Source organism: Bacillota bacterium, assembly GCA_040757085.1.
Classification (GTDB): Bacteria; Bacillota; Sulfobacillia; order JACIYH01; family JACIYH01; genus JACIYH01.
The window spans coordinates 33654-59973 of record JBFLXJ010000009.1 but is presented as its reverse complement, the minus strand read 5'-3'; the positions used below and the strand labels follow the sequence as shown (position 1 = coordinate 59973).

General features: G+C 65.3%; 28 protein-coding genes, 6 tRNA genes and 1 other annotated feature. Of the genes, 5 read left to right on the top strand and 29 right to left on the bottom strand.

All coding sequences use genetic code 11. The annotated features are described in order from the left end of the window. Window positions 1-20: 20 nt before the first annotated feature. Together AB1446_03390 and cysE are read left to right on the top strand one after the other, a co-directional pair. Window positions 21-1259, top strand: coding sequence for an MFS transporter (locus AB1446_03390; protein MEW6545942.1), 1239 nt, complete (start codon window positions 21-23; stop codon window positions 1257-1259). Between the two features lie 30 nt (window positions 1260-1289). Then, window positions 1290-1557 (top strand) — a binding site (T-box leader). A 56-nt stretch (window positions 1558-1613) separates the two neighbouring features. Beyond that, complete coding sequence (cysE, locus tag AB1446_03385; protein ID MEW6545941.1) at window positions 1614-2357, top strand: serine O-acetyltransferase; 744 nt, start codon at window positions 1614-1616, stop codon at window positions 2355-2357. Here the strand turns inward: cysE and AB1446_03380 are convergent. Continuing rightward, window positions 2289-3059 (bottom strand): SDR family oxidoreductase, encoded by a 771-nt coding sequence (locus AB1446_03380; protein ID MEW6545940.1) that lies wholly within the window; start codon window positions 3057-3059, stop codon window positions 2289-2291. The two genes, cysE and AB1446_03380, sit on opposite strands and share 69 nt — an antisense overlap. A 56-nt stretch (window positions 3060-3115) precedes the next feature. Then, on the bottom strand, window positions 3116-3304 hold the full coding sequence (locus AB1446_03375) for a CooT family nickel-binding protein (protein ID MEW6545939.1): 189 nt from the start codon (window positions 3302-3304) through the stop codon (window positions 3116-3118). A 134-nt stretch (window positions 3305-3438) separates the two neighbouring features. Here AB1446_03375 and AB1446_03370 point away from each other — a divergent pair, with 134 nt between their 5' ends. Next, complete coding sequence (locus tag AB1446_03370) at window positions 3439-4218, top strand: creatininase family protein (GenBank protein ID MEW6545938.1); 780 nt, start codon at window positions 3439-3441, stop codon at window positions 4216-4218. A 2-nt stretch (window positions 4219-4220) separates the two neighbouring features. Here the strand turns inward: AB1446_03370 and ggt are convergent, their stop codons facing one another. From ggt to AB1446_03275, 19 genes are all read right to left on the bottom strand, one after another. Next, window positions 4221-5807, bottom strand: a complete 1587-nt coding sequence (ggt, locus tag AB1446_03365; GenBank protein ID MEW6545937.1) for a gamma-glutamyltransferase — start codon at window positions 5805-5807, stop codon at window positions 4221-4223. Window positions 5808-5885: 78 nt separating this feature from the next. Next, window positions 5886-6599, bottom strand: a complete 714-nt coding sequence (rplA, locus tag AB1446_03360) for a 50S ribosomal protein L1 (protein MEW6545936.1) — start codon at window positions 6597-6599, stop codon at window positions 5886-5888. A 97-nt stretch (window positions 6600-6696) separates the two neighbouring features. Then, window positions 6697-7125 (bottom strand): 50S ribosomal protein L11, encoded by a 429-nt coding sequence (gene rplK, locus AB1446_03355; protein ID MEW6545935.1) that lies wholly within the window; start codon window positions 7123-7125, stop codon window positions 6697-6699. 14 nt (window positions 7126-7139) lie between these two features. Next, window positions 7140-7670, bottom strand: a complete 531-nt coding sequence (nusG, locus tag AB1446_03350; GenBank protein ID MEW6545934.1) for a transcription termination/antitermination protein NusG — start codon at window positions 7668-7670, stop codon at window positions 7140-7142. A 17-nt stretch (window positions 7671-7687) separates the two neighbouring features. Further along, complete coding sequence (gene secE / locus AB1446_03345) at window positions 7688-7948, bottom strand: preprotein translocase subunit SecE (GenBank protein MEW6545933.1); 261 nt, start codon at window positions 7946-7948, stop codon at window positions 7688-7690. 205 nt (window positions 7949-8153) lie between these two features. Continuing rightward, window positions 8154-8230 (bottom strand) — tRNA-Trp (locus tag AB1446_03340). A gap of 22 nt (window positions 8231-8252) precedes the next feature. Then, window positions 8253-8402 (bottom strand): 50S ribosomal protein L33, encoded by a 150-nt coding sequence (gene rpmG / locus AB1446_03335; GenBank protein ID MEW6545932.1) that lies wholly within the window; start codon window positions 8400-8402, stop codon window positions 8253-8255. A 327-nt stretch (window positions 8403-8729) separates the two neighbouring features. Then, window positions 8730-8805, bottom strand: a tRNA-Thr gene (locus AB1446_03330). Window positions 8806-8818: 13 nt separating this feature from the next. Then, window positions 8819-8895, bottom strand: a tRNA-Met gene (locus AB1446_03325). A 15-nt stretch (window positions 8896-8910) separates the two neighbouring features. Next, window positions 8911-8995 (bottom strand) — tRNA-Tyr (locus AB1446_03320). Window positions 8996-9003: 8 nt separating this feature from the next. Then, a tRNA-Thr gene (locus AB1446_03315) sits at window positions 9004-9078 on the bottom strand. A 159-nt stretch (window positions 9079-9237) separates the two neighbouring features. Continuing rightward, window positions 9238-9903, bottom strand: a complete 666-nt coding sequence (gene sigH, locus AB1446_03310; protein ID MEW6545931.1) for an RNA polymerase sporulation sigma factor SigH — start codon at window positions 9901-9903, stop codon at window positions 9238-9240. 148 nt (window positions 9904-10051) lie between these two features. Further along, window positions 10052-10882, bottom strand: coding sequence for a 23S rRNA (guanosine(2251)-2'-O)-methyltransferase RlmB (gene rlmB, locus AB1446_03305; GenBank protein MEW6545930.1), 831 nt, complete (start codon window positions 10880-10882; stop codon window positions 10052-10054). Beyond that, window positions 10879-11553 carry an FAD-dependent thymidylate synthase gene (thyX, locus tag AB1446_03300; protein MEW6545929.1) on the bottom strand — a complete coding sequence of 225 codons (675 nt, stop codon included), beginning with the start codon at window positions 11551-11553 and terminating at the stop codon, window positions 10879-10881. Before thyX ends, rlmB begins: the two co-directional genes overlap by 4 nt. After that, window positions 11550-11963: a ribonuclease III domain-containing protein gene (locus AB1446_03295; protein MEW6545928.1), complete on the bottom strand. Its 414-nt coding sequence runs from the start codon at window positions 11961-11963 to the stop codon at window positions 11550-11552. Before AB1446_03295 ends, thyX begins: the two co-directional genes overlap by 4 nt. Continuing rightward, complete coding sequence (gene cysS / locus AB1446_03290) at window positions 11960-13429, bottom strand: cysteine--tRNA ligase (GenBank protein MEW6545927.1); 1470 nt, start codon at window positions 13427-13429, stop codon at window positions 11960-11962. The genes AB1446_03295 and cysS overlap by 4 nt, the downstream gene beginning before the upstream one ends. Then, window positions 13426-14592: a 2-C-methyl-D-erythritol 4-phosphate cytidylyltransferase gene (gene ispD, locus AB1446_03285; protein MEW6545926.1), complete on the bottom strand. Its 1167-nt coding sequence runs from the start codon at window positions 14590-14592 to the stop codon at window positions 13426-13428. Before ispD ends, cysS begins: the two co-directional genes overlap by 4 nt. Then, entirely contained in the window at window positions 14589-15668 is a 1080-nt protein-coding gene (locus AB1446_03280; protein MEW6545925.1) for a TRAM domain-containing protein, read from the bottom strand. The genes ispD and AB1446_03280 overlap by 4 nt, the downstream gene beginning before the upstream one ends. Before the next feature lie 119 nt (window positions 15669-15787). Next, a complete protein-coding gene (locus AB1446_03275) occupies window positions 15788-16264 on the bottom strand; it encodes a CarD family transcriptional regulator (GenBank protein ID MEW6545924.1) in 477 nt (158 codons plus the stop codon). A 117-nt stretch (window positions 16265-16381) separates the two neighbouring features. On the opposite strand from AB1446_03275, the gene AB1446_03270 reads away from it, so the two are divergent. After that, window positions 16382-16456 (top strand) — tRNA-Ala (locus AB1446_03270). A 30-nt stretch (window positions 16457-16486) separates the two neighbouring features. Further along, window positions 16487-16885 (top strand): DUF1573 domain-containing protein, encoded by a 399-nt coding sequence (locus tag AB1446_03265; protein MEW6545923.1) that lies wholly within the window; start codon window positions 16487-16489, stop codon window positions 16883-16885. Window positions 16886-16933: 48 nt separating this feature from the next. On the opposite strand, the gene disA is transcribed toward AB1446_03265, so the two are convergent. From disA to AB1446_03225, 8 genes are all read right to left on the bottom strand, one after another. Then, window positions 16934-18025 carry a DNA integrity scanning diadenylate cyclase DisA gene (gene disA / locus AB1446_03260; GenBank protein MEW6545922.1) on the bottom strand — a complete coding sequence of 364 codons (1092 nt, stop codon included), beginning with the start codon at window positions 18023-18025 and terminating at the stop codon, window positions 16934-16936. A gap of 13 nt (window positions 18026-18038) precedes the next feature. Next, window positions 18039-19406, bottom strand: coding sequence for a DNA repair protein RadA (gene radA / locus AB1446_03255; GenBank protein ID MEW6545921.1), 1368 nt, complete (start codon window positions 19404-19406; stop codon window positions 18039-18041). Window positions 19407-19424: 18 nt separating this feature from the next. Next, on the bottom strand, window positions 19425-20420 hold the full coding sequence (locus AB1446_03250) for a GTPase (GenBank protein MEW6545920.1): 996 nt from the start codon (window positions 20418-20420) through the stop codon (window positions 19425-19427). A gap of 25 nt (window positions 20421-20445) precedes the next feature. Further along, complete coding sequence (locus tag AB1446_03245) at window positions 20446-22929, bottom strand: ATP-dependent Clp protease ATP-binding subunit (protein ID MEW6545919.1); 2484 nt, start codon at window positions 22927-22929, stop codon at window positions 20446-20448. Between the two features lie 17 nt (window positions 22930-22946). Further along, window positions 22947-24011, bottom strand: coding sequence for a protein arginine kinase (locus tag AB1446_03240; protein MEW6545918.1), 1065 nt, complete (start codon window positions 24009-24011; stop codon window positions 22947-22949). 25 nt (window positions 24012-24036) lie between these two features. Continuing rightward, a complete protein-coding gene (locus tag AB1446_03235; protein MEW6545917.1) occupies window positions 24037-24552 on the bottom strand; it encodes a UvrB/UvrC motif-containing protein in 516 nt (171 codons plus the stop codon). Then, the gene (locus AB1446_03230) at window positions 24549-25028 is read right to left on the bottom strand and encodes a CtsR family transcriptional regulator (GenBank protein MEW6545916.1); all 480 of its coding nucleotides are present in this window, start codon (window positions 25026-25028) and stop codon (window positions 24549-24551) included. Before AB1446_03230 ends, AB1446_03235 begins: the two co-directional genes overlap by 4 nt. 109 nt (window positions 25029-25137) lie before the next feature. Further along, window positions 25138-26319 carry a class I SAM-dependent rRNA methyltransferase gene (locus tag AB1446_03225; GenBank protein ID MEW6545915.1) on the bottom strand — a complete coding sequence of 394 codons (1182 nt, stop codon included), beginning with the start codon at window positions 26317-26319 and terminating at the stop codon, window positions 25138-25140. Between the last annotated feature and the right edge of the window lies 1 nt (window position 26320).

Below are 26320 nucleotides of genomic sequence, written 5' to 3'. Positions count from 1 at the left end.
TGCCGTAGAATCCGGCCCCCGTGAAACGCAACGCCATCCTGTTCCTCGTCTCCTGCGGCATGGCCAGCGTGGCCATGGGTGCCTTCATGACCACGCAGGGCCTCTATATCATGTGCCTGGGCTACGGCGAAGAACTCCTCGGGCTGATCCTCTCGGGACGCATGATCGCCGGTGCCGTCGGCGCCTTACCTGCCGGGATGATTTCCGACCGCTACGGGAGAAAACCGGTGATCCTGGTGTCCACCTTGCTGGTGGCGGCAGGATGGCTGGGCCAGGCCCTCTTCCCGCAGCCTTCGGCCATGTTCCTGTTTTCCTGCCTGGTCGGCCTGGCAGGCACCGCTCAGTGGGTGGTGGGCGCCCCCCTGCTGGCGGACAATACCGGGGCGGGCAACCGACAGATGTTCTTCGGAATCCAGTTCGCCCTCACGACCGCAGGCATGATGGTAGGGAACCTGGCGGGGGGTGCCCTCCCCGACCTGGTGCGGGCCCACCCGGGACCGTGGCTGCGGGCAGCCTGCCGCAGCCTTCCGGCAGTACCCGATGTGGCAGGGGCATCCGCATTCCGGCTGTCTCTGCTGGGTTTCTCGCTTCTGACCCTGGCCAGTGTCATACCGGCCCTGATGATCCGGGAAACGCGCCCCCGCCCGCGGGCACCGGGGGCCGCGCTGGGGGATCTGCTGGCGATGGCCGCGCGCACCGAAGTGCGTGGTCTCGTCGCCTATTGGATGCTCGTCGGCTTCGGCGCCGGTCTGGTGATACCGTTTTTCAACGTGTTCCTGTCCGAAAAGCTGGGTGCTTCCCCCACCGTGGTGGGCCTCATCCTCTCGCTGAGCAACGGCGCCACCGCAGTGGCGGGGCTACTCGCCCCCGCCCTGGTGCCCCGCCTGGGCCGGGTGAGGACGGTGGTGCTCACCCAGGTAGCGTCCATCCCCTTCTTGCTCATGATCGCGCTCCCGCCGTGGCTGTGGCTGGTGGGAGCCGCCATGTTCTTCCGCAACGCGCTGATGAACATGTCGAGCCCGGTGGCGACCAGTTTCTCCATGGAGATCATGGAACCTGACCTCCGTGGCACCACCTCCAGCCTGATGCGCGTTGCCGACAGCCTGGCCCGCGCCGCCAGCAGTGCCTGCGCGGGATGGATGATGGCCCGGTGGGGATACGACGTACCTTACCTGTTCACGGCCGCCCTCTACCTGGCCGCTTCCCGGCTTTACTACCGCCGCTTCGCCCATTACGACCCACCCCCCGGCCAGCGTTGACACATCAGGCAGAGTCCGATTAGAATAGCAGAAAAGGCGATGAACGGGAGGAGTATCCCGTTCCCTGCCCCCAGAGAGGGCCGGCGAGGTGGAAGCGGCCCGGGACGGGACGGGAGAAGTGCGCCCGGGAGCTGCAGCGCCGAACGACAGAGTAGGCGTTGCCGGTCACCCCCGTTAGAGGGATGGGTCCGGCGCCGTCCCTGGTCTCGGCGGAGATCACGCGGGGCCGGACCTCGAGTGGGATCGTCGACCACGATCCAATCAGGGTGGGACCACGGAAGACCCTTCCGCCCCTGGGCGGAAGGGTCTTCATTTCGGGCTCGAGTCTGCGTACCAGACCAGGCAGGAATCTGCGTGCCAGATCAATGCCGGTCTGCGTACCGGGAGGCGCGGGAAATGAGTCTGCTGCAGACCCTGCGTGAAGACGTGAGGACCGTTTTCGACCGCGATCCGGCGGCCAAGAACCTCCTGGAAGTACTGCTGTGTTACCCCGGCCTGCATGCCGTCTGGGCCCATCGCATTGCCCACTGGTTCTACTGCCGCCGGATGTACGTGGTGGCCCGGCTAATCTCCCACCTGGCCCGTTTCCTCACCGGGATCGAAATCCACCCCGGTGCCCGTCTGGGGAGGCGGGTTTTCATCGACCACGGCATGGGCACCGTTATCGGGGAAACCGCCGTCGTGGGTGACGACGTCACTATGTACCAGGGTGTGACCCTGGGAGGTACCGGTAAGGAAAAGGGAAAACGGCACCCGACGGTGGAGGATGGCGTCATGATTTCGGCCGGGGCCAAAGTGCTCGGTAACATCACGGTGGGACAGGGGAGCAAGATCGGAGCCGGGGCCGTGGTCATAAGACCGGTGCCCCCGGGCTGCACGGTGGTGGGAGTCCCGGGCAGGGTGGTCAGGCGGCAGGGAGAACCCGTGCGCACGCCTGACCTCGAGCACGGCGACCTGCCCGACCCGGTGGCAGAAGCGCTGGCGTCCGTCCTGCACCGGCTGGAACACCTCGAGGCGCAGGTGGCCCGGCTAGCGGCCGGCAACCAGCCCTCCATCGACCACAAGGACATGGCCGGTGACGTAAGCCGAAGCCTCTGAGGCCAGGTACACCACCGCCCCCTTGAGGTCATCGTCCCCACCCAGGCGCCCCAGAGGGGTGGCCGCTGTGATCTCCCGTCCGCGGTTGCGTATCACCCAGTCGGTCATGTGGGTGGGAAAGAAGCCGGGGGCGATAGCGTTCACCCGCACGCCGTAGCCGGCCCACTTCACCGCCAGGTCCCGCGTGAAGGCGATCACCGCTCCCTTGCTGGTGTTGTATGCGATAGCATCCAGGACCGCGGTACCCAGCAAGCCGGCCACGGAAGCCACATTGATGATGCTTCCCCGCCGGCGCTCGATCATGTGCCGGCCCACCGCCTGGCACATCAGGAAGGTCCCGGTGACGTTGGTGCGCTGGACCTTCTCCCAGTCCGGAAGGGGAAGGCGTTCCGGTGGCCCTGCCCAGGCCAGACCCGCCGCATTGACCAGGATATCCAGATGGCCGAATGCCGCCAGTGCCCCCTCCACCACCCGCTGCACTGCCTCGGGATCGCCCACGTCGCCGGGGAGGGGCAGGACCCGCACCCCCAGCTCCCCCAGTTCCCGGGCGGCTTCCCGCAACCTCTCGTCCTTACGGCTGCAGAGGACCAGGTCTGCCCCCGCCTCGGCCAGGCCACGCGCCATCTGCTTCCCCAGGCCCATGGATCCGCCCGTCACCAGGGCCACCCGACCGCTCAGGTCAAATAGATCGCGCACATGCACCGGCATCGCCCCCCGTGGCATCGTATCCCCGATGGCAAATAGCCGGCGCCCGGAAGTTATTCTTCCTCCACGATGATGCGATGGTCCATCAACTGTAATTCTCGGATGCGGGCACGGATTCTCTTCTGCTGACCGTACAGGTCCTCCAAAAAAAGGTGACCGTCCTCGGGGCGGACCGTCACCACGTCGTCCATGACCACGTATTCCTGCCCCTCTCGAAAGGTAACCACCCGCGACTGGCACATGCCGGTATTCCTCCTTCCGCACGCGTTACGACTGTCCTCATGATAGCACAAACGGTAGGGACGGAGGAGCAGGAACGACGCCCGCCCCCGCTTAACACGAACAAGGAAGGACACCTGTGAAGGAGGTTGCGGAAATGGCTTTACAATCGGGCGAGCAGGCACTGGTGCTGCACGATCTCACCTGGACCGAACTCAAGGAGTACCTGCCCGGGATCAAGGTGGCCATCGTGCCGGTGGGTTCCACCGAACAGCACGGCCCCCACATGACCTTCGCCACCGACACCGTGCGCGCCTATGAGTTTAGCCGCCGGCTGGCCGCCAGGCTCTTCCCGCGCGCCCTGGTAACCACCCCCATCAACCTCGGTATCTCCACCCACCACATGATGTTCCCGGGCACGATCACTCTGCGCCCGGAGACATTCATGGCCGTGGTGATGGACGTGGCCTGGAGCCTGAAACAGCACGGCATCACCAGACTCTTCTTCGCCAACGGCCACGGCGGCAACCGGCCGGCCCTCACCCTGCTCATGGCCCGCCTGCGGGATGAACTGGGGGTCAAGGCCGCCTGGGTATCCTTCACCTCCATGGCCTCCGACGTGATCAGGGAACACGTCAAATCCCCGTTGCACGGCCACGCCTGCGAAGGCGAGGTTTCCCAGGCCCTGTACCTGGCCCCCCAGGTGGTCAGGCAAGACCGCCTGACTCCGGGCGCCATCCGGCCCGGCCTGGCTGAAGCTTCGCCGTGGCGGGCTGAGACCGCACTTTCCTTCGCAGCCATCACCGAAAACGGATGCCTGGGCGATGCCACTCGCGCCTCGCTGGAGCTGGGACGGGCCATCATCGAGAAGGCGCTGGAGCGCGTCGCCTCCTTCCTGGAGGACTTCATGGCCGACCGCGAGCTGCCCGGCTGGTGAGGCTAAATGCCCAGCGCCAGACCTTCCGCACGAGGGTCGGACACGCCCGTGAGTACGCGCGTACTGGCATCGCGCCAGATCAGTTGAACGGCTCCTCCGCCCGCCCACGGCCCCACCAAGCGCACGGGGTGGCCGAGCCGCTGGAGCTCTTCCACCACCCCCGGGGAGAGGCGGTTTTCCACCCGCAGCTCCTCCCCTTCTCCCCAGTGAGCGGGATCGGTACCGGGGTGAGACGTCCAGCGCGGCAATTCCACGGCGGCCGCGGGATCCAGCCCCCAATCCAGCAGGGCCACCAGGACCTGCATGTTCCACTGGGGCTGGCCATCCCCTCCCGGCGTGCCTCCTACCAGCCAGAGATGGCCGTCCCGGAACGCCAGGAAGCAGTTGAGGGTATGTACGGTGCGCTTACCCGGCCCCAGACAGTTGGGATGACCTTCCAGCAGGCTGAATCCCCGTCCCGCCCGGTTGTTGAGCAGGATACCGGTACCGGGGATCATCACCCCCGACCCGAAGGCCAGGGAGAGGCTATGGATCAGGGAGACGGCGTTACCGTGACCGTCCACCACGGCCAGGTACGTGGTATCCCCCTCACCCTCGCCCGAAGCGGGGAGCCAGCTGGACCGTGCCCGGCCGGGATCGATTTCCTGACGCCGGCGGGCCGCGTACTCCTTGCTGAGGAGCCGTCCGAGGGGAAAGGGCACGTGGCGGGGGTCGCCCGCGAAGCGGAGGCGGTCAGCGAAGGCCAGCTTCTTGGCCTCAACCATGAGGTGGATGGCAACCGCCCGATCGACCCCGGCCAGGTCGAACCCCTCCAGGATGTTCAGCTCCTCCAGCAGGATGAAGCCCTGGGAGGGAAACGTGGTCTGGCAGACTGTCACCCCCCGGTAGGTGGTGGCGAGCGGTTCCCCGACCTCGCTCCGGTATGATGCCAGGTCCTCCAGGGTGAAAAGGCCCCCCGCGGCCTCCGAGCAGGCCACCAACCGCCGCGCCAGCTCCCCCCGATACAGGTCGCCGGGATCCTGGGCCACCCTGCGCAGGGACCGGGCTAGATCGGGCTGTCGCAGGATCTCTCCCGGCCGGGGCGGGCGCCCCCCGGGCAGGTACACCTCGCGCGCCGCAGCGTCAGCCTCTAGTTTGACCTGATGGGCCCGGATGTCCGCGGCCAGAGCCGGGGTGACCACGAATCCCTCTTCCGCGTACGAAATGGCCGGTTCCAGCAAGTCCCGAAGAGGCCTCGTCCCCGCCAGCGCCACGGCGCAGGCCCAGGCATCCACCGCCCCGGGCACCGAGACGGAAAGCATCCCCTCCAGGGGCATGGTGCGGTAACCGCGGCGCCGGTACAGTTCCGGGGAAGCTGCCCGGGGGGCGGGACCCGCCCCCGCGATGGCGGTCACCCTGCCCCGATCGGCCTGGTATACGAGCAGGAAGGCGTCACCCCCCAGACCGCACATCTGGGGCAGGACCACCGCGGTAACGCCTGCGGCGGCAATGGCGGCATCTACTGCGTTGCCGCCCGCCCGTAACACCTCCACCCCAGCCAGGGTAGCCAGGGGATGGGCGGTAGCCACCATCCCTTTCCTGCCAGCCACGGGGCGACAAGGCCGCCCGGTCCAGGCGGCCTCGTCAGGAAAAAGCGTGGGCGATGCGAAACCCTGCGGGGCCACGGGTCAGGCGGGTCTCTCTGCGGCCCGCTGGGCCCGTAAGGGATTGACGCGGATACCGGGCCCCATGGTTGAAGATATGGCCACGCTGCGCACGTACGTACCCTTTGCCGCCGCGGGGCGAGCACGCAGGATGGCCTCCATCAGGGCATAGAAATTCTCCAGCAAGCGGGAGGAATCGAAGGACGCCTTCCCGATGGGGACGTGCACGATACCGGTCTTGTCCACCCGGAACTCCACTTTACCCTGCTTGATCTCCCGCACGGCAGCGGCCACGTCAAAGGTAACGGTTCCCGTCTTGGGGTTGGGCATCAGACCCTTGGGGCCCAGGATGCGGCCCAGACGACCAACCATGCCCATCATGTCGGGAGTGGCCACCGTGGCATCGAAATCCAGCCACCCGCCCTGGATCTTCTGGATCAACTCCTCGGCCCCTACGTAATCAGCACCGGCCGCCTCAGCCTCCTTGGCCTTGTCCCCCTTGGCAAAGACCAGCACCCGGCGGGTTTTGCCCGTGCCGTGGGGAAGCACCACTGCCCCCCTCACCATCTGGTCCGCGTGACGGGGGTCCACACCCAGGCGGACGGCCACCTCGATGGTCTCGTCGAATTTGGCCGAAGCCGTCTTCTTTGCCAGCTCTACGGCCTCGGCCGGGTCATAAAGGGTAGCCCGATCCACCAGCTTGGCTGCTTCCTGGAACCTCTTACCGTGCTTTGCCATGCCTCACTACCTCCTGTGGTAATAACCGGTCGCCGGAGCGACCTCCCACTTCTCCCGCGGCAGCCGCAGTGACCACGCCTCCGGTGGTGGCCGGGGTCTAGTCCCCCACTATCTCGATACCCATGCTGCGCGCCGTACCCGCCAGGATGCGCTCGGCCGCCTCCAGATTATCGGTGTTGAGCTCTGCCAGCTTGCGCTGGGCGATTTCTCGCAGCTGCTGCCGGCTGATACGCCCCACCTTGTTACGGTTCGGTTCACCGGAGCCCTTCTCTACCCGGGCCGCCTCCCGCAGAAGGACCGAGGCAGGCGGTGCCTTGGTCACAAAGGTGAAGCTGCGGTCGTGGTAGATGGTGATCTCCACCGGCACGATGGTACCCGCTTGCGCGGCGGTGCGCTTGTTGTACTCGTCACAAAATGCCTTGATGTTAATGCCGTGCTGAGCCAGCGCGGGACCCACCGGAGGTGCGGGGGTCGCTCTGCCCGCCGGCAACTGCAACTTGACCACTGCCACTACTTTCTTTGCCATACGTACCGAACCTCCTACAGTTCCTGAACCTGACCGTAGTCCAGCTCCAGGGGGGTCTCCCGCCCGAATATGGACACCAGCACCCTGAGCTTACCCTTCTCCGGGATGAGTTCCTGTACCGTGCCCACCACTCCGGCAAAGGGCCCCGATTTTACCCGGACGCTCTGGCCCACCTCGTAGTGGACCTTGGGCTTGGGTTCCTCATCCCCCATCTGCCGGAGGAGTTCCCGCACCTCTTCGGGCAAGAGCGGCAGGGGGCGGGGACCCGTCCCCACAAAGCCGGTGACCCCCGGGGTATGCCGCACCACGTACCAGGACTCATCGCTCATGATCATTTCCACCAGCACGTAACCCGGGTATATCTTCTTCTTGGTGATCTTGCGCTTGCCGTCCTTGATCTCCACCTCGTCCTCGGTGGGCACCACCACCCGGAAAATGCGGTCCTCCATGCCCATGGACTTAACCCGCTTTTCCAGGTTAGCCTTGACCTTGTTCTCGTACCCCGAGTACGTGTGCACGACGTACCAGCGCTTCTCGCTCACCACTGGTACTTCGACCCCCGTCACCGGATGATCACGCCGAGCAGGGCACTCAACCCCACGTCAAACACCCAGATCACCAGGCCCACGATAGCGGTGGCGGCGACCACCACCAGAGTATACACCGCAGTCTCCCGCCGCGACGGCCAGACAACCTTCCGCATCTCCAGCCTGGTTTCCCGAAAGTACGCCACGGTATTCCGGTACATGCGGCGAAAAGCGGCCACCAGTCTCTGCTCGGGGGAAGGCGGGCGTACCCGGGTCAGCTTCGGCTTGGGCCGCACCTGAACCCTCGCTCCGCCCCCGGGCTTACCTGCCGTCTTACTGACTGGGGGGCGTGCCGTCGAGGAAGGCGGTGCTGGCTTTCTCGATGCCCGGCTGCGTTCCCCTTCCCTGCTCCTCACCTTTTCCTTGATCGCCACCTTGCCCCCCACTTCTACCTTCCCCCCAGGACAAACTTAAAGCGGCATTCTGCCGCAATCATAAACCTGGCAGGCCCGGAGGGATTCGAACCCCCAACCCGCGGATTTGGAGTCCGCTGCTCTGCCTGTTGGAGCTACGGGCCTGCGCTGGTGAACGGGAGCGGGACTACCTGGTCTCGCGGTGGAGGGTGTGGCGCCTGCAGGTGGGGCAGTACTTCCTGAGCTCCAGCCGGTTGGGGTCGTTCTTCTTGTTCTTCGTGGTCGTATAGTTGCGCTCCTTGCACTCGGTACATGCCATAGTGACGATAACCCGCAAGCACTGCACCTCCGATCGCAACCCTAACTCTAGCACAGCCACGAACACACTGTCAAGCCAACTGCGGGAGCCCCAATAGGTCCGCACATTCCCGGCGTAACTTCCTAGGCGATGCGGGCCAGGCCTTAAAGGTCGGGTTAAAGATCTTCATGGCATGGGTGCCGTCGTGCCCGTTTCCAGTGGTCCAGCTCCAGACGGTGTTGGCGTCACCTGGCCCCGTGCCTACGGTCGGGCATGACCCCTGTACCGTCCGCGATTTCGGGCGATCTCCAAGGCCGCTCTCCCCAACAAGGAGCATAATACCCGCACCAGTCCTATCAAAATTTATGGAGCTCACACCCGGGATCGAACCGGGGACCTCCGCCTTACCAAGGCGACGCTCTGCCGACTGAGCTATGTGAGCCCACTTATGTGCTTGGTTGCGGGGGGAGGATTTGAACCTCCGACCTCCGGGTTATGAGCCCGACGAGCTACCTGGCTGCTCTACCCCGCGATGTATTCTGTTGGGTGGTGGAGAGGGCTGGATTCGAACCAGCGAAGGCTGCGCCAGCGGTTTTACAGACCGCCCCCTTTGGCCGCTTGGGTACCTCTCCTCCCCGATTGGAGCTGGCGGACGGACTCGAACCGACAACCTGCGGATTACAAATCCGCTGCTCTTCCGTTGAGCTACGCCAGCCCGGCCCGACAGCCAACGCCCATTATAGCCTCTTTCCTCGCTGCGGTCAAGTAGCCGTAGCCGCGTTGCCCGGTTCCCGCCATTCTCTGCGAGATTTCTTCGGGGATGCAGCACACTCTGGCAAGCAAGCCTGGGGCGCAGGCAATGGAGCGGGCCCTGTCAAGCATGGACTTGCTCGGATTCCTCGGAGCGGCGGTCGAGGTAGCGTTCCAACTTGCGCTTGACCCGCTGCAGGGCGTTGTCGATGGACTTCACGTGCCGGTTAAGGTCGCCAGCGATCTCCTGGTATGACTTACCATCCAGGTAGGACATGAGAACTTTCCATTCCAGGTCGCTCAGGATCTCGCCGATCTTCTCTTCGATGTCACCGAACTCTTCCCGGTTGATCACCAATTCCTCGGGGTCGCTCACCCGAGATCCCGAGATCACGTCCAGGAGGGTGCGGTCGGAATCTTCGTCGTAGATGGGCTTGTTCAGGGAGACATATGAATTCAGGGGAAGGTGTTTCTGGCGGGTGGCCGTCTTGATGGCGGTGATGATCTGCCTGGTCACGCAGAGTTCGGCGAAGGCGCGGAAAGACGAAAGTTTATCCGCCCGAAAGTCCCGGATGGCCTTATACAGGCCGATCATGCCTTCCTGAATGATATCTTCCCGATCGGCACCGATTAAGAAATATGAACGCGCCTTGCTGCGCACAAAATTCTTATACTTGTTGATCAGGTACTCCAGGGCGGCGCTGCAACCATCTCGCGCGTATTCCACAACTTCCTCGTCCAGCATCGCCTCGTACTCTCTAAAGGTACCCTTGTGGGCAGAAACACTCACCTTATCGCCCCCCAGGAAGCACACCCTGTTAGACACGAAGCGACGCGGACACTAGAAAATTGGACAAACCGCCGTCACCCATTATATATGTGGCTTCACGTCATATCAAGTACTTAGTCCTCCCAGCGTCCTGCCGCGCCCTACTTTGCTACATCGCGCCGCCCGACCCTCCACCCGTCGCGTCGCCTGCCCGTCCGCCCGTCCGCCGCTGTCTGTCTGCTTCGTACAGGAGAATTGCGGCCGCGGCGGCCACGTTGAGGGAAGACACATGCCCCACGGTGGGTATGCGCACCACCAGGTCGCACGCCTGGCGCACCGAGTGCCCTAATCCCCTCTCCTCCCCTCCCAGCACCAGCACCAGGGGCACCGTGAGATCCGCCTGCCAGGGCAGGATTTCCCCATCCGCCTCCGCTCCCACCACCCATAAGCCGTGCCCTTTGAGGCCAGCCAGGGCGCGGGCCAGGTTGGTCACCCGGGCCACCGGGAGCCACTCCAGGGCACCGGCTGCCGCCCGGGCCGCTCCCGGCGTCAGCCCGGCGCTGCGGCGGGCCGGTACCAGCAGGCCGTGGGCGCCCAGGCACTCCGCCGAGCGGGCGATAGCACCCAGGTTGCCGGCGTCCTGCACCCCCGCCAGGGCTATTAACAGGGCAGGCCGACCCGCCGGGACGCCCGCCAGCACGTCATCCAGCGATCGGTACTCCCACGCCGCCGCCACCGCCAGCACACCTTGATGTGGCCATCCACCGGCACGGGCATCCAGGACGTCGCGGCTCACGACCTGCACCGGCACCCCCCGTTCATGGGCCAGGGACATGATGCGGGCCAGTGGGGGACTCGCAACTCTCTCTCCCACCATAATACGGTGGAGAGGGCGTCCCGCTTCCAGCGCCGCCAGCACCGCCTGCCGTCCCGGGATGATTTCCGTTTCCTCCGCCGATTTCGTTCCCGGGATGCCGCGTTCGGAGGTGCGGGGGGTCATGATAGTCTCCGCCTCGGGTAGCGAGGGCACTCGGTCCACTCTTCAGGGCAGGTGCCATCCACCTGGCAGAACGGCCCCGCCCTCTCGAAAAGGACGGGCGCCACCTTCCGGCACTCCCTGAGCATCAGGTAGGCCACCGCCCTGATCTCCCACTGGGCTCGATGGCAGCAACGCAGGCGGAAAACGTGCAGGAGTTCCCGGGCGTTCATGGTCACCACCAGCCGGGTGGCCACGGCGTTGGGAAGCACATAGCGGGCATCTTCCCGGGGTATGCCCATGGCCACCAGCGCCCGGTATACCTCCCCGGCCCGAGCCAGGAATTCCTCGAAGAGGCGGACCGCCTCCGGTACCCGGGCCACGGAAGGGGGCACCACGTGCCAGGCGGCATCGCCTTTCACCCATCTCTGGGATTGCTGACTGTACGATGCCAGGCGGTGACGCACCAGCTGGTGGCTGCAGGCCCGGGAAATACCCTCAACGGCGAAGGTAAAAGAAACGTGCTCGAAGGGTGACTCGTGCCCCCGTTCCCGCAGGAGATTGACAAGGCGCCTCACCTCGGCAGCATCCATGTCCAGGAGTGCATCCACCCCGGACGCCGAGTAACAGAGACGGGCGGCCGCCGCCACCGTTCTCTCGGGATCGGGGGTATAACGGAGAAGCTTTACCCTCATGGCGACTCCGCCCCTTCCAGCACCATGGCCAAAATTTCTTGCAAGCGCCCGGTTTCCCCGCGCAGATATAGGTATCCGAGCAAGGCCTCAAAGGCAGTACTGGCCCTGTAATCGGCGGGGCTCACCCCGCGGGGGACAGCCACCCCCTTAAAGTTGCGCGCCCGGCGCACCAGGTCCTCTTCGGCGGGCAGAAGATGGGCTGCGATGGCGCGAAGGAATGCTGCCTGGGCCGCGGCCCTTACGCGGCAGACGGCATCCCGGTGGCGGGCCTGGGGAGAAGGGCACCGCGCCACCAGGTATTGCCTTACCGCCAGTTCGAAGACGGCGTCTCCCACGTACGCCAGGTCCCGGGGGGAAAGTTCCTCCGCAGCGTCTGCCGGAAAGGAATTGGGGAAGGAAAGCCGTCTCACCTGATACCGCCTTCCCCGCCCGGAAGCCGCCACCTGGTACCCAGGGGGGTGTCCTCGAGGACAATTCCCATCCCGCTCAGCCGTTCCCGGATCAGGTCGGCCAGGGCCCAGTTCTTCTCCTGCCGCGCCCGCGCCCTCACTTCCACCAGAAGATCCAGGAGTTCCCGCCACCGGAGCGACTCACCCTCTGGCGCCGGTGTCACTACCCCCAACACACCGCCCAGTTGCGTGAACACCTCCCGGGCCCGGACCAGCCCGTCCCGGGCGTCTCCCCCTAGAGGCAGGGGCCCACCCCGCAAGAGGAGAGAAACCACCGCGTTGCTCGACCGCGCCAGGTCGAAGAGCACCGCCAGCGCCTGCGGGGTGTTGAAGTCGTCATCCATGGCCGCCTGGAAGCGCTCGCGCGCCCGCTCCGCCTCCGCTCCCAGTTGGACCGCAGCGGCCAGGGCCTCCTGGTCTGCCGTTATGTCGTGCGTCAGCACTTCATCCAGGGAACGGACGGCATTCTGGAGACGTTCCCAGGCTCGTCTGGCATCGTCCAGATGCCCGGTATCGAATTCCAGGGGGGCGCGGTAGTGGGCAGAAAGCAGATAAAGCCTGATCGCCCCTGCCGGATACTGACGCAGAAGATCTCGCACGGTGACGAAATTCTTCAGCGACTTGGACATCTTCTCTTCCCGCATGGTGACCAGGCCGTTGTGCACCCAGTAGCGCACGAAGGGCGCTTCCCCGGTGAACGCCTCGCTCTGGGCGATCTCGTTCTCATGGTGAGGGAACACCAGTTCAATGCCGCCACCGTGCATGTCGAATCCGTTCCCCAGGTAGCGCAACGCCATGGCCGAGCACTCAATGTGCCAGCCAGGCCGCCCCGGCCCCCACGGGCTGGGCCAGGCAGGCTCTCCCGGCTTGGCCGCCTTCCACAGGGCAAAATCCTCGGGATTTTCCTTTGCTTCTCCCGGTTCTACCCGGGCACCGGCCCGCAGTTCCTCCACGCTGCGGCCGGATAGCTTGCCGTACTCGGGAAAGCTGCTCACCCGGAAGTACACGTCCCCGGATGCCTCATAGGCATACCCCTTTTGCACCAGAACCCTCACCATCTCCACTATGTCGGGGATGTGCTCGGACACCCGGGGGTAGTGGTCGGCAGGCTTGACCCCCAGGGCGGACATGTCCTCCAGGTATCGCTGTGCGTACTCGCGGGAAAGTTCCAGGGGATCCTTGCCCAGTTCACGGGCACGGGCTATCACCTTGTCGTCTATGTCGGTGAAGTTCTGGACCAGCCGCACCCGGTACCCCCTGTACTCCAGGTACCGTCGGATAACGTCCCACACCACACTGGGGCGGGCATGTCCGATGTGTGCCTCATCGTAAGGGGTCACCCCGCACACGTAAATGCTCACCTGACCGGGATCCCGCACCTGGAGATCCCGCCTGGTGCGAGTGAGGGTGTCATAGATGCCGATCAAACCCTCCACCTCCCCCGGGCCTGCACCGTGCACACGGCCCAGGCCGCCATCCCCTCGCGACGGCCCAGGGCACCCAGGCCCTCGGCCGTGGTAGCCTTAAGGCCCACCGCCCCTTCCTCTACCCCCAGGACCCCCGCCAGGCTGGCCTTCATGGCCGGGATGAAGGGAGAGAGCACGGGCTCCTCCGCCACCACCGTCACATCCGCGTTCACGGGAACGAATCCCCGCTCGCCCAACCTGGCCACTACCTGCCCGACCAGGTCGCGGCTGTGCGCACCCCGGAAGCGGGGGTCGGAAGGAGGGAACCAGAAACCGATGTCCCGTTCGCCGGCCGCCCCCAGCAGCGCATCCATGAGGGCGTGGCATATCACGTCCCCGTCCGAATGCCCCACCAATCCCACCGGCGAAGGAACCTCCACCCCGGCCAGCACCAGCGGTCTGCCCGGGGCCAGGGGGTGAATGTCAAAACCCATCCCCACCCTGACGGTGGCCATACCGCGAACCATCTCTTCCGCCAGCTTGAGATCCTCGGGGAGGGTGATCTTCAGGTTGTGGCGGGAGGAAGGCACCAGCTTCACCGGGTAACCCAGCCTCTCCACCAACACGCTGTCATCGGTACCCAGGAAGCCCTCCGCGCGCGCCCGGCGGTGGGCCTCCTCCAGCCAGTCGCGTCGGAAGGCCTGGGGCGTCTGGGCCTGCCACATCTCCTCCCTCGGCACCGTCCGCCGCACCGTGGTCGCTCCCTCTTTCAGTGTGTCGACCACGGGGGCGGCAGCCAAAGCCGCTCCCACTTCCTTCGCGGCCTCCACCACCCGGAGCACCAGGGCGGCGGCGGCAAAAGGTCTGGCCACGTCGTGGACCACCACCCATGCCACCGCCGGGGTCAGGGCCCCCAGCCCCCGGTAGACCGACTCCTGGCGATGGGCACCGCCCGGCACCACGGCGGAGACGGATGGGAATTCCCGGGCCAGGCCGCGCACCTGCCCCTCGACGTCTGCAGGGGCCACCACCACGATTTCATCAACCACACCGGAGTCCTGCAGGGACTCCAGGGCCCAGGCCAAGAGAGGCAACCCGGCCAGGGGTAGCAGGGCTTTGGGTCCCATCCCCAGCCTTTCCCCCTGGCCGGCCGCGGCCACGATCGCTCCTACCCGCTGGTTCATCCTGCCTTGTCCAGCTTGGGCCGTGCGAATATCATGCGCCCGGCCGCGGTCTGCAACACGCTGGTGACCGCCACCTCTATGGTTTCCCCGATATGCCGCTTGCCGCCTTCCACCACGATCATGGTACCGTCGTCGAGGTACCCGACTCCCTGCCCGGCTTCCTTGCCGTCCCGCAGGATGTGCACGGACATCTCCTCACCAGGCAAGACCCTGGGTTTCAGGGCATTTGCCAGCTCGTTGAGGTTCAGCACCGGTATCCCCTGCACCGCGCACACCCGGTTGAGGTTGAAGTCGTTGGTTACCACCTTACCCCGCACTTGCTTGGCCAGCCTCAGCAACTTGGAGTCAACGTCACGCCCGGGCACGTCCTTCTCCCAGACCTGCACCGGTACCCCGGGCGTCTGCTGGAGCTGGGCCAGCACCTCCAGCCCCCGGCGACCCCGGCTCCTGCGCACGCCATCGGTGGAATCCGCGATGTGGCGCAATTCCTCCAGCACAAAGGACGGGATCACCACCGGCCCTTCCAGGAAGCCGGTCTGGCACACGTCCACGATGCGCCCGTCGATGATGGCGCTGGTGTCCAGGATCTTGGCCATGCCCTCCCGCAGGCCCCTGTCTTTTCCGCCCCACCGGCCCAGAAATGGTACCAGGGCGGCCAGTTCGTCTCGCCGGTGGACCGCCAGGCTGGCTCCCAGGTAAGCCATGATCACGCTGGCCGCAGGGGGCAGGAAGGGACCGATGCGCGGCAGCCGCGAAAAAGGATAGGTGAGCAGGTTGGCGATGAGAAGGCCGCATATTAACCCCAGGGTCCCCGCCACCATGTCCGCGATGGGAACCCGAGACAGGCGCACTTCCAGTCGCCCGGTCCCCACCAGGATGGCCCGGACCACCTGGGGCAGTATGATAAAACCGATGAGGCCGCCTAGTGCCGCTCCCAACACCAGCACACTGATGCGCTGGACGGGCGGCAAAGAACTCCCCAGGTAGGTGAGTAGGGGATCCACACCCCATCCGCCACTCGCCAGGCCAGCCAGCAGCCCGACGTACGCCACCACTCTCCTCAGCTTCGCATCCAAGTTATGGCACACCCCCTCTCCGCCCCGCGCCTCTAATCTCGCTGGAAGTAATTATAGGGCAGAAAAGCACGCAGGGGCAAGGAACGAACCCCGCCCCCGCTCGCCACGGTGTCCGGGCATCAGGCCAGAGCGCGATCCAGAAGGGAGGAAGCTTCCTGGAGGGGAAGACCTTTAGAGAGGACCAGTTCCGACACCAGGATCTGTCTGGCAACCTCCAGCATGCGGCGCTCTCCGGTGGAAAGCCCTTTTTCCCGATCCCGACGGGTCAGACTCAGGACGACTTCTGCCACTTCAAAGGCGTTGCCGCTCTTTATCTTCTCCAAATTGGCGCGGTACCGGTGGTTCCAGTTTCCCGGTACGGACGGGGCCGGCCGCTTGAGGGTGGCGATCACGGCATCCATGCGGTCCGCCGGTTCCACCGCCCGCAACCCCACCTGCTCCACGCTGCTGATGGGGATCATCACTTTCATGTCCCCCAAAGGCAGGCGCATTATGTAATACTCCTGCTTCTGGCCCAGGACCTCGTGCTCCTCGATAGCCTCTATGACTCCTGCCCCGTGCATGGGGTAAACGACCTTGTCGCCCACCTTGAACATCGCACGGCCTCCCGCGACAACCCCTGTAAATACTAGCGTAGCACAACGCCCACCGGGGGGTCAACTTGACGGTGCGCTGGGGGAGTTGTAAAATGGCCGTGCGAGAAGATCGACGGTGGGCGTGTAGCTCAGTGGGAGAGCGTTCGGTTCGCATCCGAGAGGCCGCGGGTTCGAATCCCGCCACGTCCACCAGCACTATCTCTGAGAAGGTGGTGCCGGCTTTTGAAGGACCTCCTGTGTGACGGATTCCAGCAGGCAGTGGAGGAGTGTCTGGTCAGGCATCGCAGCATCCTCGACGTGCTCTCCAAGCTGCAGGAGTCCAGCGCACGGATCAACCGGGCCGTAAGCAAGGCTGTCACCACCTGTGGATGCCTGAACGTGCACGCCCACAGGCAACAGATTCCGGCTGACGTTTCCTCTCTACAGGAAATGCGCCGGTACATGGAAACCCACCTGGAAGGCAAAATTTGCGAGCACTGTCAGGAAGTACTGGAGCAGGAACTGGGCAGCCACCTGTTTTACCTGGCTGCCCTTTGCAATCTACTGGACATCAATCTTTACGACGTCTTCGTCAAGGAACACCAGCACCTCTCCACGCTGGGCCCTTATTCCCTGGCTTGATGGGCGGAGAACTCCAAACCAGGGGCCACCGACCCCGGCGGGCTTCAATCAGCGGACGGCGCGGGCGGGGCGCCTGGAAAGTTCCTCTCGCATGCGCTTGAGGCCGTCACATACGGCGCGTGCCCTCACCTCTCCTATACCCTCGACGTCGTCCAGTTCCTGCAGGCTGGCGCGCATCACAGCGGGAAGGCGCCCGAATCTCGCCACCAGGTTGTCCACCACCGCGGCGGGAAGGTGGGGGATGCTGCGCAGGACGCGTACGCCCCGCGGTGACACCCGCGTCTCCGCAAACCCCGGGGGCGAGGGATACCCCAGGATGCGGGCCAGAGTGGGCATGTCCCGCAAAGCCTCTCTGCTCAGAGCAGACAGTTCTTCCAGTGCCTCATCGGGATCGCGGCCGTCCACCACGTAGTCGGAGAGCACCAGCTTCTCCTGTTCTGCAATCCCGCTCTGCAATTCGCGCAGTTCCAGGCTCACCAGCCACCCCTCTGTACCCAGCTCCCCTACGTAACCGTCCACCTCGGCCACGATGCGGTTGGCCATTTGGGCACGGTGAACCACGATGAGCACGTCCCCCAGGGTGACGGCGTCCTCCAGTTCCAGCACCGTCAGCCTCTGCAGGTCCTCTTCGAATACGCTGCGGTACTTCTCCAAAGTCTGCAGGGCCTGGTTGGCCTTGGCCAGCACCACCGGGGTATCCGGCAGCACGTAGCGCAAGGTACCCCGGTACAGGGTGATGGTGTTGCGACGTTGAGATACGGCAATCACCAGTTCACCGGTCTGCCGAGCCACCCGCTCGGCGGTGCGGTGTCTGATCCCCGCCTCTTCCGAAGGGATGCTGGGATCAGGCACCAGCTGGGTGTTGGCCCACAGCACCCTGCTGGCATCCCGGCTGAGCACTATGGCGCCGTCCATCTTGGCCAGCTCGTAGAGGAGGGCCGGGACCACAGGGACATCCAGGGGAAATCCCCCCGTCACCAGCTTCATCACCTCGGGGCTGTCACCCACCACGATGAGCGCCCCCGTGCGGGCCCGCACGATGTTGTCAAGGGCCTCGCGCAGCACCGTGCCAGGGGCCACCACCCTGACCGTCTTGCTCCAGGTCTCCGCTGCTTCCCCCATACCCACCCCGCCCGCCATCGGCCACTTCTCCTCAGCTCAGCACGAGGTCCAGGGCCTCCGCCACCTGAGAAACCCCCGCTACCTCTATCTTGCCCTGCCACCCCGTCCTCTCCAGGCTCCTGGTACTAGACGCCGGCAGGACAAAACAGTTGAATCCCACCCGCTCTGCTTCCCGCAGGCGCTCGCCCACCCGGGGAATGCCCCGCACCTCGCCGGCCAGCCCCACCTCTCCCGCCACCACCACACCTGCCCGCACGGGCAGGTCGCGGAAACTGGAGGCCAGGGCCACGGCCACTGCCAGGTCGACCGCGGGCTCCTCTATTTTCACCCCGCCCGCCACCTTCACGTAGGCGTCCTGGTTACCCAGGTGCATCCCCAGCCTCTTTTCCAGCACTGCGGCCATGAGCACGACCCGCCCGGGATCCACTCCCGACACCATACGCCGGGGCACAGAAAAGGGGGTGGGACTCACCAGGGCCTGGACCTCCACCAGGAGGGGACGCATCCCCTCCAGGCAGGCGGTGACCACCGACCCCGGAACCCGTTCCGGACGCTCTGCCAGGAAAAAGCCAGATGGGTTGGGAACATCGGCCATCCCTGACTCCGCCATCTCGAACACACCCAGCTCGCTGGCGGAACCGAACCTGTTCTTGTAGGCCCTGAGTACCCGATAGGCGTGGTGCCTGTCCCCGTCCAGGTAGAGGACGGTGTCCACCATGTGTTCCAGTACTCGGGGGCCCGCGATTTCGCCTCCTTTGGTGACGTGGCCCACGATGAAGATGGCTACCCCGGTGGCCTTGGCCACCCGTAACAACTCGGCCGTGCATTCGCGCACCTGGCTCACCGATCCCGGCGCCGAGCCCAAATCGGCCCGATACACGGTTTGGATGGAATCCACCACCGCCAGGCGGGGCTGCACTTCCCCTAGCCGGTGCACGATTCTTTCCAGGTCGGTATGGGCCATTACCAGTAGCTGAGAGGAAAGGGCTCCCAGGCGCTCCGCCCGTAGCCTGATCTGCTGTACCGATTCCTCCCCCGATATGTACAGGACGCGGGCCTCCCGGCTCACGGCATGGCTCACCTGCAGGAGCAGGGTGGACTTGCCTATCCCGGGATCACCGCCGATGAGAACCAGGGACCCCGGTACCACTCCGCCCCCCAGCACCCGGTCCATTTCCCCGCTGCCGGTGCTGAACCGCGGCCGGGGCTGGGCTTCCACCGCAGTGATCGCCAGGGGGGGAGTAGATTCTTCCACCCACGCCCGTCCCGGGGGAGGCCGGGAAGGGAACGGTTCCTCCACCAGGCTGTTCCATTGCCCGCACTGGGGGCAACGCCCCAGCCAGCGGGCCGCCTCGTAGCCGCAACTCTGACACACGAATCGGCTGCGTGATTCCGGCACTCCCATCCCCCCGGCTGCCTACGTGTGGAACTCCACCACGTCCCCTTCTTCTAGGACGAAATCGCGCGGTACCATCTGCCCGTCGAAGGTGCGGGAACTCCAGATGCGGGCATACTTCAGGTTGCGGGCGATGTCCTTGTGCAGGTCCTCCGCTGCCTCCAGCACGGTGGATCCCCGGGGGAGAACCAGGGGGGAATCGTATTCTACCTTGCGCCCGGGTGCCTTGGGGTAGACCCGGATCTTCTCCAGCATGGAAAACAGCCGGGCACGGAGTTCTTGCAGGTTCAGCCCGGAGAGTGCCGACACCGCCAGCACCGGCAGGGGCCCGTGCCCGCCCACCACCTGCTGCGTACACATCCCCTCGAGTAGCTCCAGGTTTACCAAAGCCCCAGGCAGGTCGGCCTTGTTCCCCGCCACCAGGGCCCGCTTGCGGGAACGGTCGGACCTGCCCTCACCTACCAGGGTGAGCCGCGCCTCCCCCAGGAGGGTGAAGATTTCCTCGCCCTGGACAAGCAGGTCGTCATCCGCCAGGTCGAACACCACCAGCACCGCATCGGCCGCCCGCACCAGACCCAGCACTTCCCCGGGGGTCATGTCCCGGGCCAGGGGAGGCAGGTCCACCAGCTGCACCTGCACGTTTTCGAAAGGCACCATCCCTGCCACCGGGAAACGGGTGGTGAAAGGATAAGGCGCCACCTCGGGAGTGGCGTTGCTCAGGGAGCCCAGCAGCTGGGACTTGCCCGAATTGGGGGGCCCCACCAGCACCACCTGACCTGCCCCCTGCTTCTCCACCCGGTAAAGGGAACGGCGACGCGCCGTTTGGGGCCTGGCCTCAAGCTGGGCACGAATGCGGGCCATGCGGCGCTTTATGTCGGCCTGCATCTTTTCCGTCCCCTTGTGCTTGGGGATGGTGGCCAGCATCTCCTCAAGGGCCTCCAGCTTGTCCTCCAGTGTGACCGCTTCCCGAAAGCGCTGCTCTGCTGCCAGGTAGTCGGGAGTCAGGTTGGCTGGCACCTCGTGTCCCCCCGGTACGAGCGTGCTACTTGACCCCGGCTTCCTCCCGCTGGGGCTGCTCTCGCATTTCGTCCTTCTTGTGGAAGGTGAGGCTGCGTCCATCGGGGGCGGCGTCCACCACCACCGTGTCCCCGTACGCGAACCGCCCCTCCAGCATGAGGTCGGCCAACCGGTCCTCCACCATGCGCTGGATGGTACGCCGCAGCGGACGGGCACCGAACATCAGGTCGGAGCCCTCGCGGATGAGAACCTCTTTGGCCCCTTCCGTGAACTCCAGTTCCAGCCCGTTCTCCTTCAGGCGCTTTCCCACGCGGCCCAGCATGAGTTCCACGATCTTCTTCAGGTGCTCCTGGGTGAGCGGGTGGAACACGATGATCTCGTCGATACGGTTGAGGAACTCGGGGCGGAAGGTACGCTTGACCTCCTCCATGACCCGGTCCTTGAGGTCCTGATAGGTGCGCTGCTCATCGTGCGCAGCCCGAAACCCCATGGCGGTCTGTCCGCGCAGGTAATGGGACCCGGCGTTGGAGGTCATGATCACCACCGTGTTGCGGAAGTCCACCGTGCGACCCTTGGCCTCGGTAAGGCGTCCATCCTCCAGCACCTGGAGCAGGATGTTGAATACCTCCGGGTGGGCCTTCTCGATCTCGTCCAGCAGGATGACCGAATAGGGACGCCTGCGCACTGCCTCGGTGAGCTGGCCACCTTCCTCGTACCCCACGTATCCTGGCGGTGCCCCCACCAGCCGGGAAACCGTGTGCCTCTCCATGTACTCTGACATATCCAGGTGGACCATGGCGTCCTCGTCTCCGAAGAGGGCTTCGGCCAGGGCCCGCGCCAGCTCGGTCTTCCCCACGCCGGTGGGACCCAGGAAGATGAAGGAACCGATGGGCCGCTTGGGATCCTTCAACCCTGCCCGCGCCCGCCGGATGGCGCGCGCCACCGCCTGTACAGCCTCGTCCTGGCCGATCACCCGACGGTGCAGTTCTTCCTCAAGGTGTAGCAACCGCTCCTGCTCTTCCACCTTCATCTTCTGCACCGGGATGCCGGTCCAGGCGGACACCACCTGGGCGATGTCCTCTTCCGTCACGGTGGCCTTGGCGGAAGACTTCTGCTTCTCCCACTCTTTCTGCTGCCTCTCCAGGTCAGCGCGCAACTTCTGCTCCTGGTCTCGCAACCGGGCCGCCTTTTCGAACTCCTGGCACTGGATGGCGGCTTCCTTCTCCTTCTTCAACTCCTCCAGCCGCTGCTCCAGGGCCTTGAGGTCGGGAGGCGCCACGAAGGAACGCAGCCTCACCCGGGAAGCTGCCTCATCCATCACATCGATGGCCTTGTCGGGCAGGAACCGGTCGGCCACATAGCGGTCGGAGAGCCTCACCGCTGCCTCCAGGGCCCCATCGGTGATCTCCACCCGGTGGTGAGCTTCGTAGCGGTCGCGCAGACCGCGCAGGATAGCCAGGGCCTCCTCGGCGGTGGGCTCGTTGACCATGATGGGCTGGAAGCGCCGCTCCAGCGCGGGATCCTTTTCCACGTGCTTGCGGTACTCGTCCAGGGTGGTGGCCCCCACGCACTGCAGCTCCCCGCGCGCCAGGGCGGGCTTGAGGATGTTGGAGGCATCGATGGCCCCCTCCGCTGCACCCGCCCCGATGATGGTATGCATCTCGTCCACGAAGAGGATGATGTTGCCCGACTGGCGGATCTCCTCCATGACCTTCTTGAGGCGCTCTTCGAACTCGCCCCGGTACTTGGATCCCGCCACCATGGCCGCCAGATCCAGCGTCACCACCCGGCGGTCGCGCAATATCTCGGGCACCTTGCCCTCCACGATGCGCTGGGCTAACCCCTCGACGATGGCGGTCTTGCCCACCCCGGGCTCACCGATGAGCACGGGGTTGTTCTTGGTGCGCCGGGAAAGGATCTGGATCACCCGCTCGATCTCCTGCTCCCGCCCGATGACGGGGTCGAGCTTACCTTCTCGGGCCAGGGCCGTGAGGTCACGCCCGTAGGTGTCCAGGGTGGGAGTGGCACTGCGCTGACGACCCGCGGGCTTGCCAGTGGGGGCAGCAGGCATGGGACCGCCCAGCAGGTGGATCACCTGGCTGCGCACCCGGTCCAGGTCCGCCCCCAGGTTGTCCAGCACCCGGGCGGCCACGCCCTCCCCTTCCCGCAGAAGGCCCAGCAGGATATGCTCGGTGCCGATGTAGTTGTGGCCCAGCATGCGCGCCTCTTCGGCCGCCAGCTCCAGCACCACTTTCTTGGCCCGCGGCGTAAAACCGATGTCCCCCTGGGGGGCCCCCTGCCCCCGGGGGATCATCTTCTCCACTTCCTGGCGCACCCGCTCCAGGTCGACCCCCAGGCTGATGAGGGCCTTGGCCGCAATGCCCTGTCCTTCCCGGATGAGACCCAGCAGGAGGTGCTCGGTACCCACGAAGTCGTGGTTGAGCCGGCGCGCCTCTTCCTGGGCCAGCACGATAACCCGTTGCGCTCGTTCCGTAAACCGTCCGAACACAGTTCTCCCCCCTTGCCTCACCGGCGCAGACGGTGACGGATCAGGGCAGCCCGTTCCGCATCCCGTTGGGAGGGCTCGAGTTCCCTACCCACCACCTTCTGGATGAAGCCCGGCCGAGTAGCAACCAGCAATTCGTTGAGGGTCTCCGTCGAGATCCCTTCGGATATGATCCCCAGATCCACACCCAGCCGCACGTCGGACCACAACCTGATGGCTTCCTCCGAGGAGATCACCCGGGCATGGAGGAGAAGCCCATACGCGCGCCACACCCGGTCTTCCAGCTGGATGCGGGTCTGGGAAAGCAGGGCCCGGCGGGCGTTGCGCTCGTGGGCGATCACCTGGGCAGAAACCGCCTTCAGGTTGCGCAGGATCTCCTCCTCGGATGGACCCAGAGAGGTCTGGTTTGATATCTGGAATATGTTGCCGTGGGCCTCGCTGCCCTCGCCGTACAGGCCCCGCACGGCCAGCCCCAGTTTGCCCAAAGCGGAGAATACCTGCCGGGCCTGCCCCACCATGGCCAGCCCGGGCAGGTGCATCATGACCGAGCCGCGCATCCCCGTCCCCACGTTGGTGGGACACGTGGTCAGGTAGCCCCGCCTCTGACAGAAGGCGTAGTTCAGCCTGCCCTCCAGCACATCATCCGCCGCCTGGGCCATGCGCCAAGCCTCGTCCAGCTGCATCCCCGGGGCCAGACTCTGGATACGCAGGTGATCTTCCTCGTTGACCATGATGCACAGGCTCTCATCCTGGCGCAGGATGATGGCACGTCCCCGGGGTTGCTGGGCGTGGTTGGGTGAGATGAGGTGTTTTTCCACCAGCACCTGCCTGTCCAGGGCTCCCAAATCATCCAGCCTGAACATACCCACCGGACCCAACTGGGGGTCACGGTCCAGGTCTTCCACTGCCCGTTCCACCATGCGCAGGACCCGCTGGGCTCCCTCTTCCCCCATCCGGGAAGGAAAGGGCACGTCTTCCAGGTTGCGGGCCAGGCGGACGCGCGCGGAAAGCACCACATCGCTGTCCGGCCCTGAAGGGTCCATCCAGCAGGAGTGGGAATTGTAGAGGACATCGTCCAGGTTCAACGCCTGCCACCCCTTGGTCTTACACTCAGCGAAGCTTCTTCTCCAGTTCCCGGATGCGATCCCTTATCTGGGCCGCCTTCTCGTACTCTTCCCGGATCACCACCTGGGCCAGTTCCTCCTGCAAACGGCTGATCTCCCGCTTGAGGCGGGCCTCTTCACCCGTCCGGCTGGGTACCTTGCCCCCGTGCACGGTGGTGCCGTGCAAGCGCCTCAGCACCGATTCGAGCTGATTCTCAAAGGCCTGGTAGCAATGCCGGCAACCCAGCATTCCCGTGCGGGCGAACTCGGCGTACGTGAGGCCGCATCTGTCGCACCGCAACCCGGCCGCCTGACCAGCTCCCGGGAAGGTGTGGCCACCATCGGTGATGATACTGGAAAGAAGGGTAGGAATGGTGAAGGGCTCCCCCATGATCCCCAGTTCCCCGCGGGCGCGGGCGCACTGCTCGCACAGGTGCAGTTCCCTCTTTTGCCCGTTGATGATCTGGGTAAGGTGAACGGTGGCTGGCCGCTTCCCGCATTCCTGGCACAGCACCGGCCTCACTCCTTCCTCTCCGCCATGTCCATCGCCAGAGCAAGCAACATGGCCCGAAACAGCCGGGCGCGCATCGTATCCCGCCAGGGGAGATCCAGGGCCAGGGTTTCCCGCTTCAGGGCAGCCGCCATCAGGCGGGCTTCCCGCGGGCTTATTATCCCCTCCTGGTGCAACCGCAGGATGCATCTTTCTGCCTGAATCTGGCTCATGGCTTCTCCGGCGTGCTCCAAAGCCCGCCGGATGAGTTCCCGGGCCTGGGCAGGCAGCTTCACGATGCGCACGTATCCCCCGCTCCCCCGCCGGCTCTCCACCAAGTAGCCCTGGGCGTAGGTGAAGCGCGTATCCAGCACGTAGTTGATCTGGGAAGGCGCACACCCGAACTTCTCCGCCAGTTCGCCCCTCTGCACTTCCACCGATCCGTCCGGGGCGCCGCCCAGCAGAGATTCCAGGTATTCCTCGATGAGGTCGGCCAGGTTCCGGGCCATACCCTATCTCCCCCAGATGGGCTGCAGTCCGGTCTGACTTAATTTGACCTTCGATCCCATTATACGAGAACCGTCCCCAAAAATCCAGGTCCCGACCGGGCAACCCGCATCAGGCCGGGTAACAGCGGCAGATCAGGCACTTGAGGTAGCGGCTCTCCGGATACCCCAGCAGAACGGGGTGGTCGGGGGGCTGGCCGCGCGCCTCCAGAACGAGCACCCGCCGGCCGGCGTCGCGCGCCGCGTCCCCGACGACCGCGAGGAACATCTCCGGGTCCAGGTGAGAGGAGCAGGAACTGGTGACCAGGTACCCCCCGGGATTTAGCAGGCGCAGGGCCCGCAGGTTAATCTCCTTGTAACCCCGCACCGCCCCCTCCACTGCCTGCAGGGAACGGGCGAAGGCGGGCGGGTCCAGGATCACCAGGTCGAACTTCTCCCGGGCCTGATCGAGAGCCCTCAGGAAGTCGAAGGCATTCGCCTCCTCGAACCGACAGCGGTCGGCCACCCCATTGAGATCCGCGTTCTCCCGCGCCATTTCCGCCGCCCAGGCCGACGCTTCCACCCCCAGCACTTCCCGGGCCCCGGCGCGGGCGGCATGGATGGCAAAGCCCCCCGTATAGGAAAACGCGTCCAGCACGCGGGCATCAGGGGCTAGGCGGGCGGCAACTGCCCGGTTGAACCGCTGATCCAGGAAATGACCGGTCTTCTGACCCCTGGCCACGTCCACCCAGAAAGTTACACCGCCCTCCTCTATCTGCACCCGCGCGGGCAGATCCTCCGGGGTGCCGGGAGCCGGACCGCCTTCGAGGGGTAACCCTTCCAGTTCCCGCACGGGGGCATCATTACGCAGGAATACGCCCGGACACCCGGTGAGGGAGCGGAGGGCGTCGACGAGGAAGTCCCGCCGCGTGTCTACCCCCAGGGCCAGGGTCTGAACCACCAGCCAGGGCCCGAACCTGTCCACCACCAGACCGGGCAGGCCGTCGGACTCGGCAAACACCACCCGGAATGCCGTCTCATGCCAGAACGGACGGCGCAGCTCCCAGGCTGCCTGCAGGCGGGCCAGCCAGAAATCCTCCCCGACCTGCTCGTCGCGGTGGGTCAGGATCCTCACCCTGATGAAAGAAGCGGGGTTGATGAAGCCCCGCCCCACGAATCGCCCGCGGTGGTCCACCACGGTCACCACGTCGCCGGGGGAAAAACTCCCCCCGATCTTCTCTATCTCGCTCGCAAATATCCAGGGGTGCCCCTCCCGGGCCCGGTGAGGGCCCCGGGTAAGGTGGACGATGGCCATA

Coding starts and splice junctions, on each gene's coding strand:
- ispD (MEW6545926.1), bottom strand. CDS start 14,592: ATGAACCAGCGGGTAGGAGCGATCGTGGCCGCGGCCGGCCAGGGGGAA.
- AB1446_03370 (MEW6545938.1), top strand. CDS start 3,439: ATGGCTTTACAATCGGGCGAGCAGGCACTGGTGCTGCACGATCTCACC.
- AB1446_03275 (MEW6545924.1), bottom strand. CDS start 16,264: ATGTTCAAGGTGGGCGACAAGGTCGTTTACCCCATGCACGGGGCAGGA.
- AB1446_03225 (MEW6545915.1), bottom strand. CDS start 26,319: ATGGCCATCGTCCACCTTACCCGGGGCCCTCACCGGGCCCGGGAGGGG.
- AB1446_03375 (MEW6545939.1), bottom strand. CDS start 3,304: ATGTGCCAGTCGCGGGTGGTTACCTTTCGAGAGGGGCAGGAATACGTG.
- rlmB (MEW6545930.1), bottom strand. CDS start 10,882: ATGACCCCCCGCACCTCCGAACGCGGCATCCCGGGAACGAAATCGGCG.
- rplA (MEW6545936.1), bottom strand. CDS start 6,599: ATGGCAAAGCACGGTAAGAGGTTCCAGGAAGCAGCCAAGCTGGTGGAT.
- disA (MEW6545922.1), bottom strand. CDS start 18,025: ATGGCGGGCGGGGTGGGTATGGGGGAAGCAGCGGAGACCTGGAGCAAG.
- rplK (MEW6545935.1), bottom strand. CDS start 7,125: ATGGCAAAGAAAGTAGTGGCAGTGGTCAAGTTGCAGTTGCCGGCGGGC.
- thyX (MEW6545929.1), bottom strand. CDS start 11,553: ATGAGGGTAAAGCTTCTCCGTTATACCCCCGATCCCGAGAGAACGGTG.
- AB1446_03230 (MEW6545916.1), bottom strand. CDS start 25,028: ATGGCCCGGAACCTGGCCGACCTCATCGAGGAATACCTGGAATCTCTG.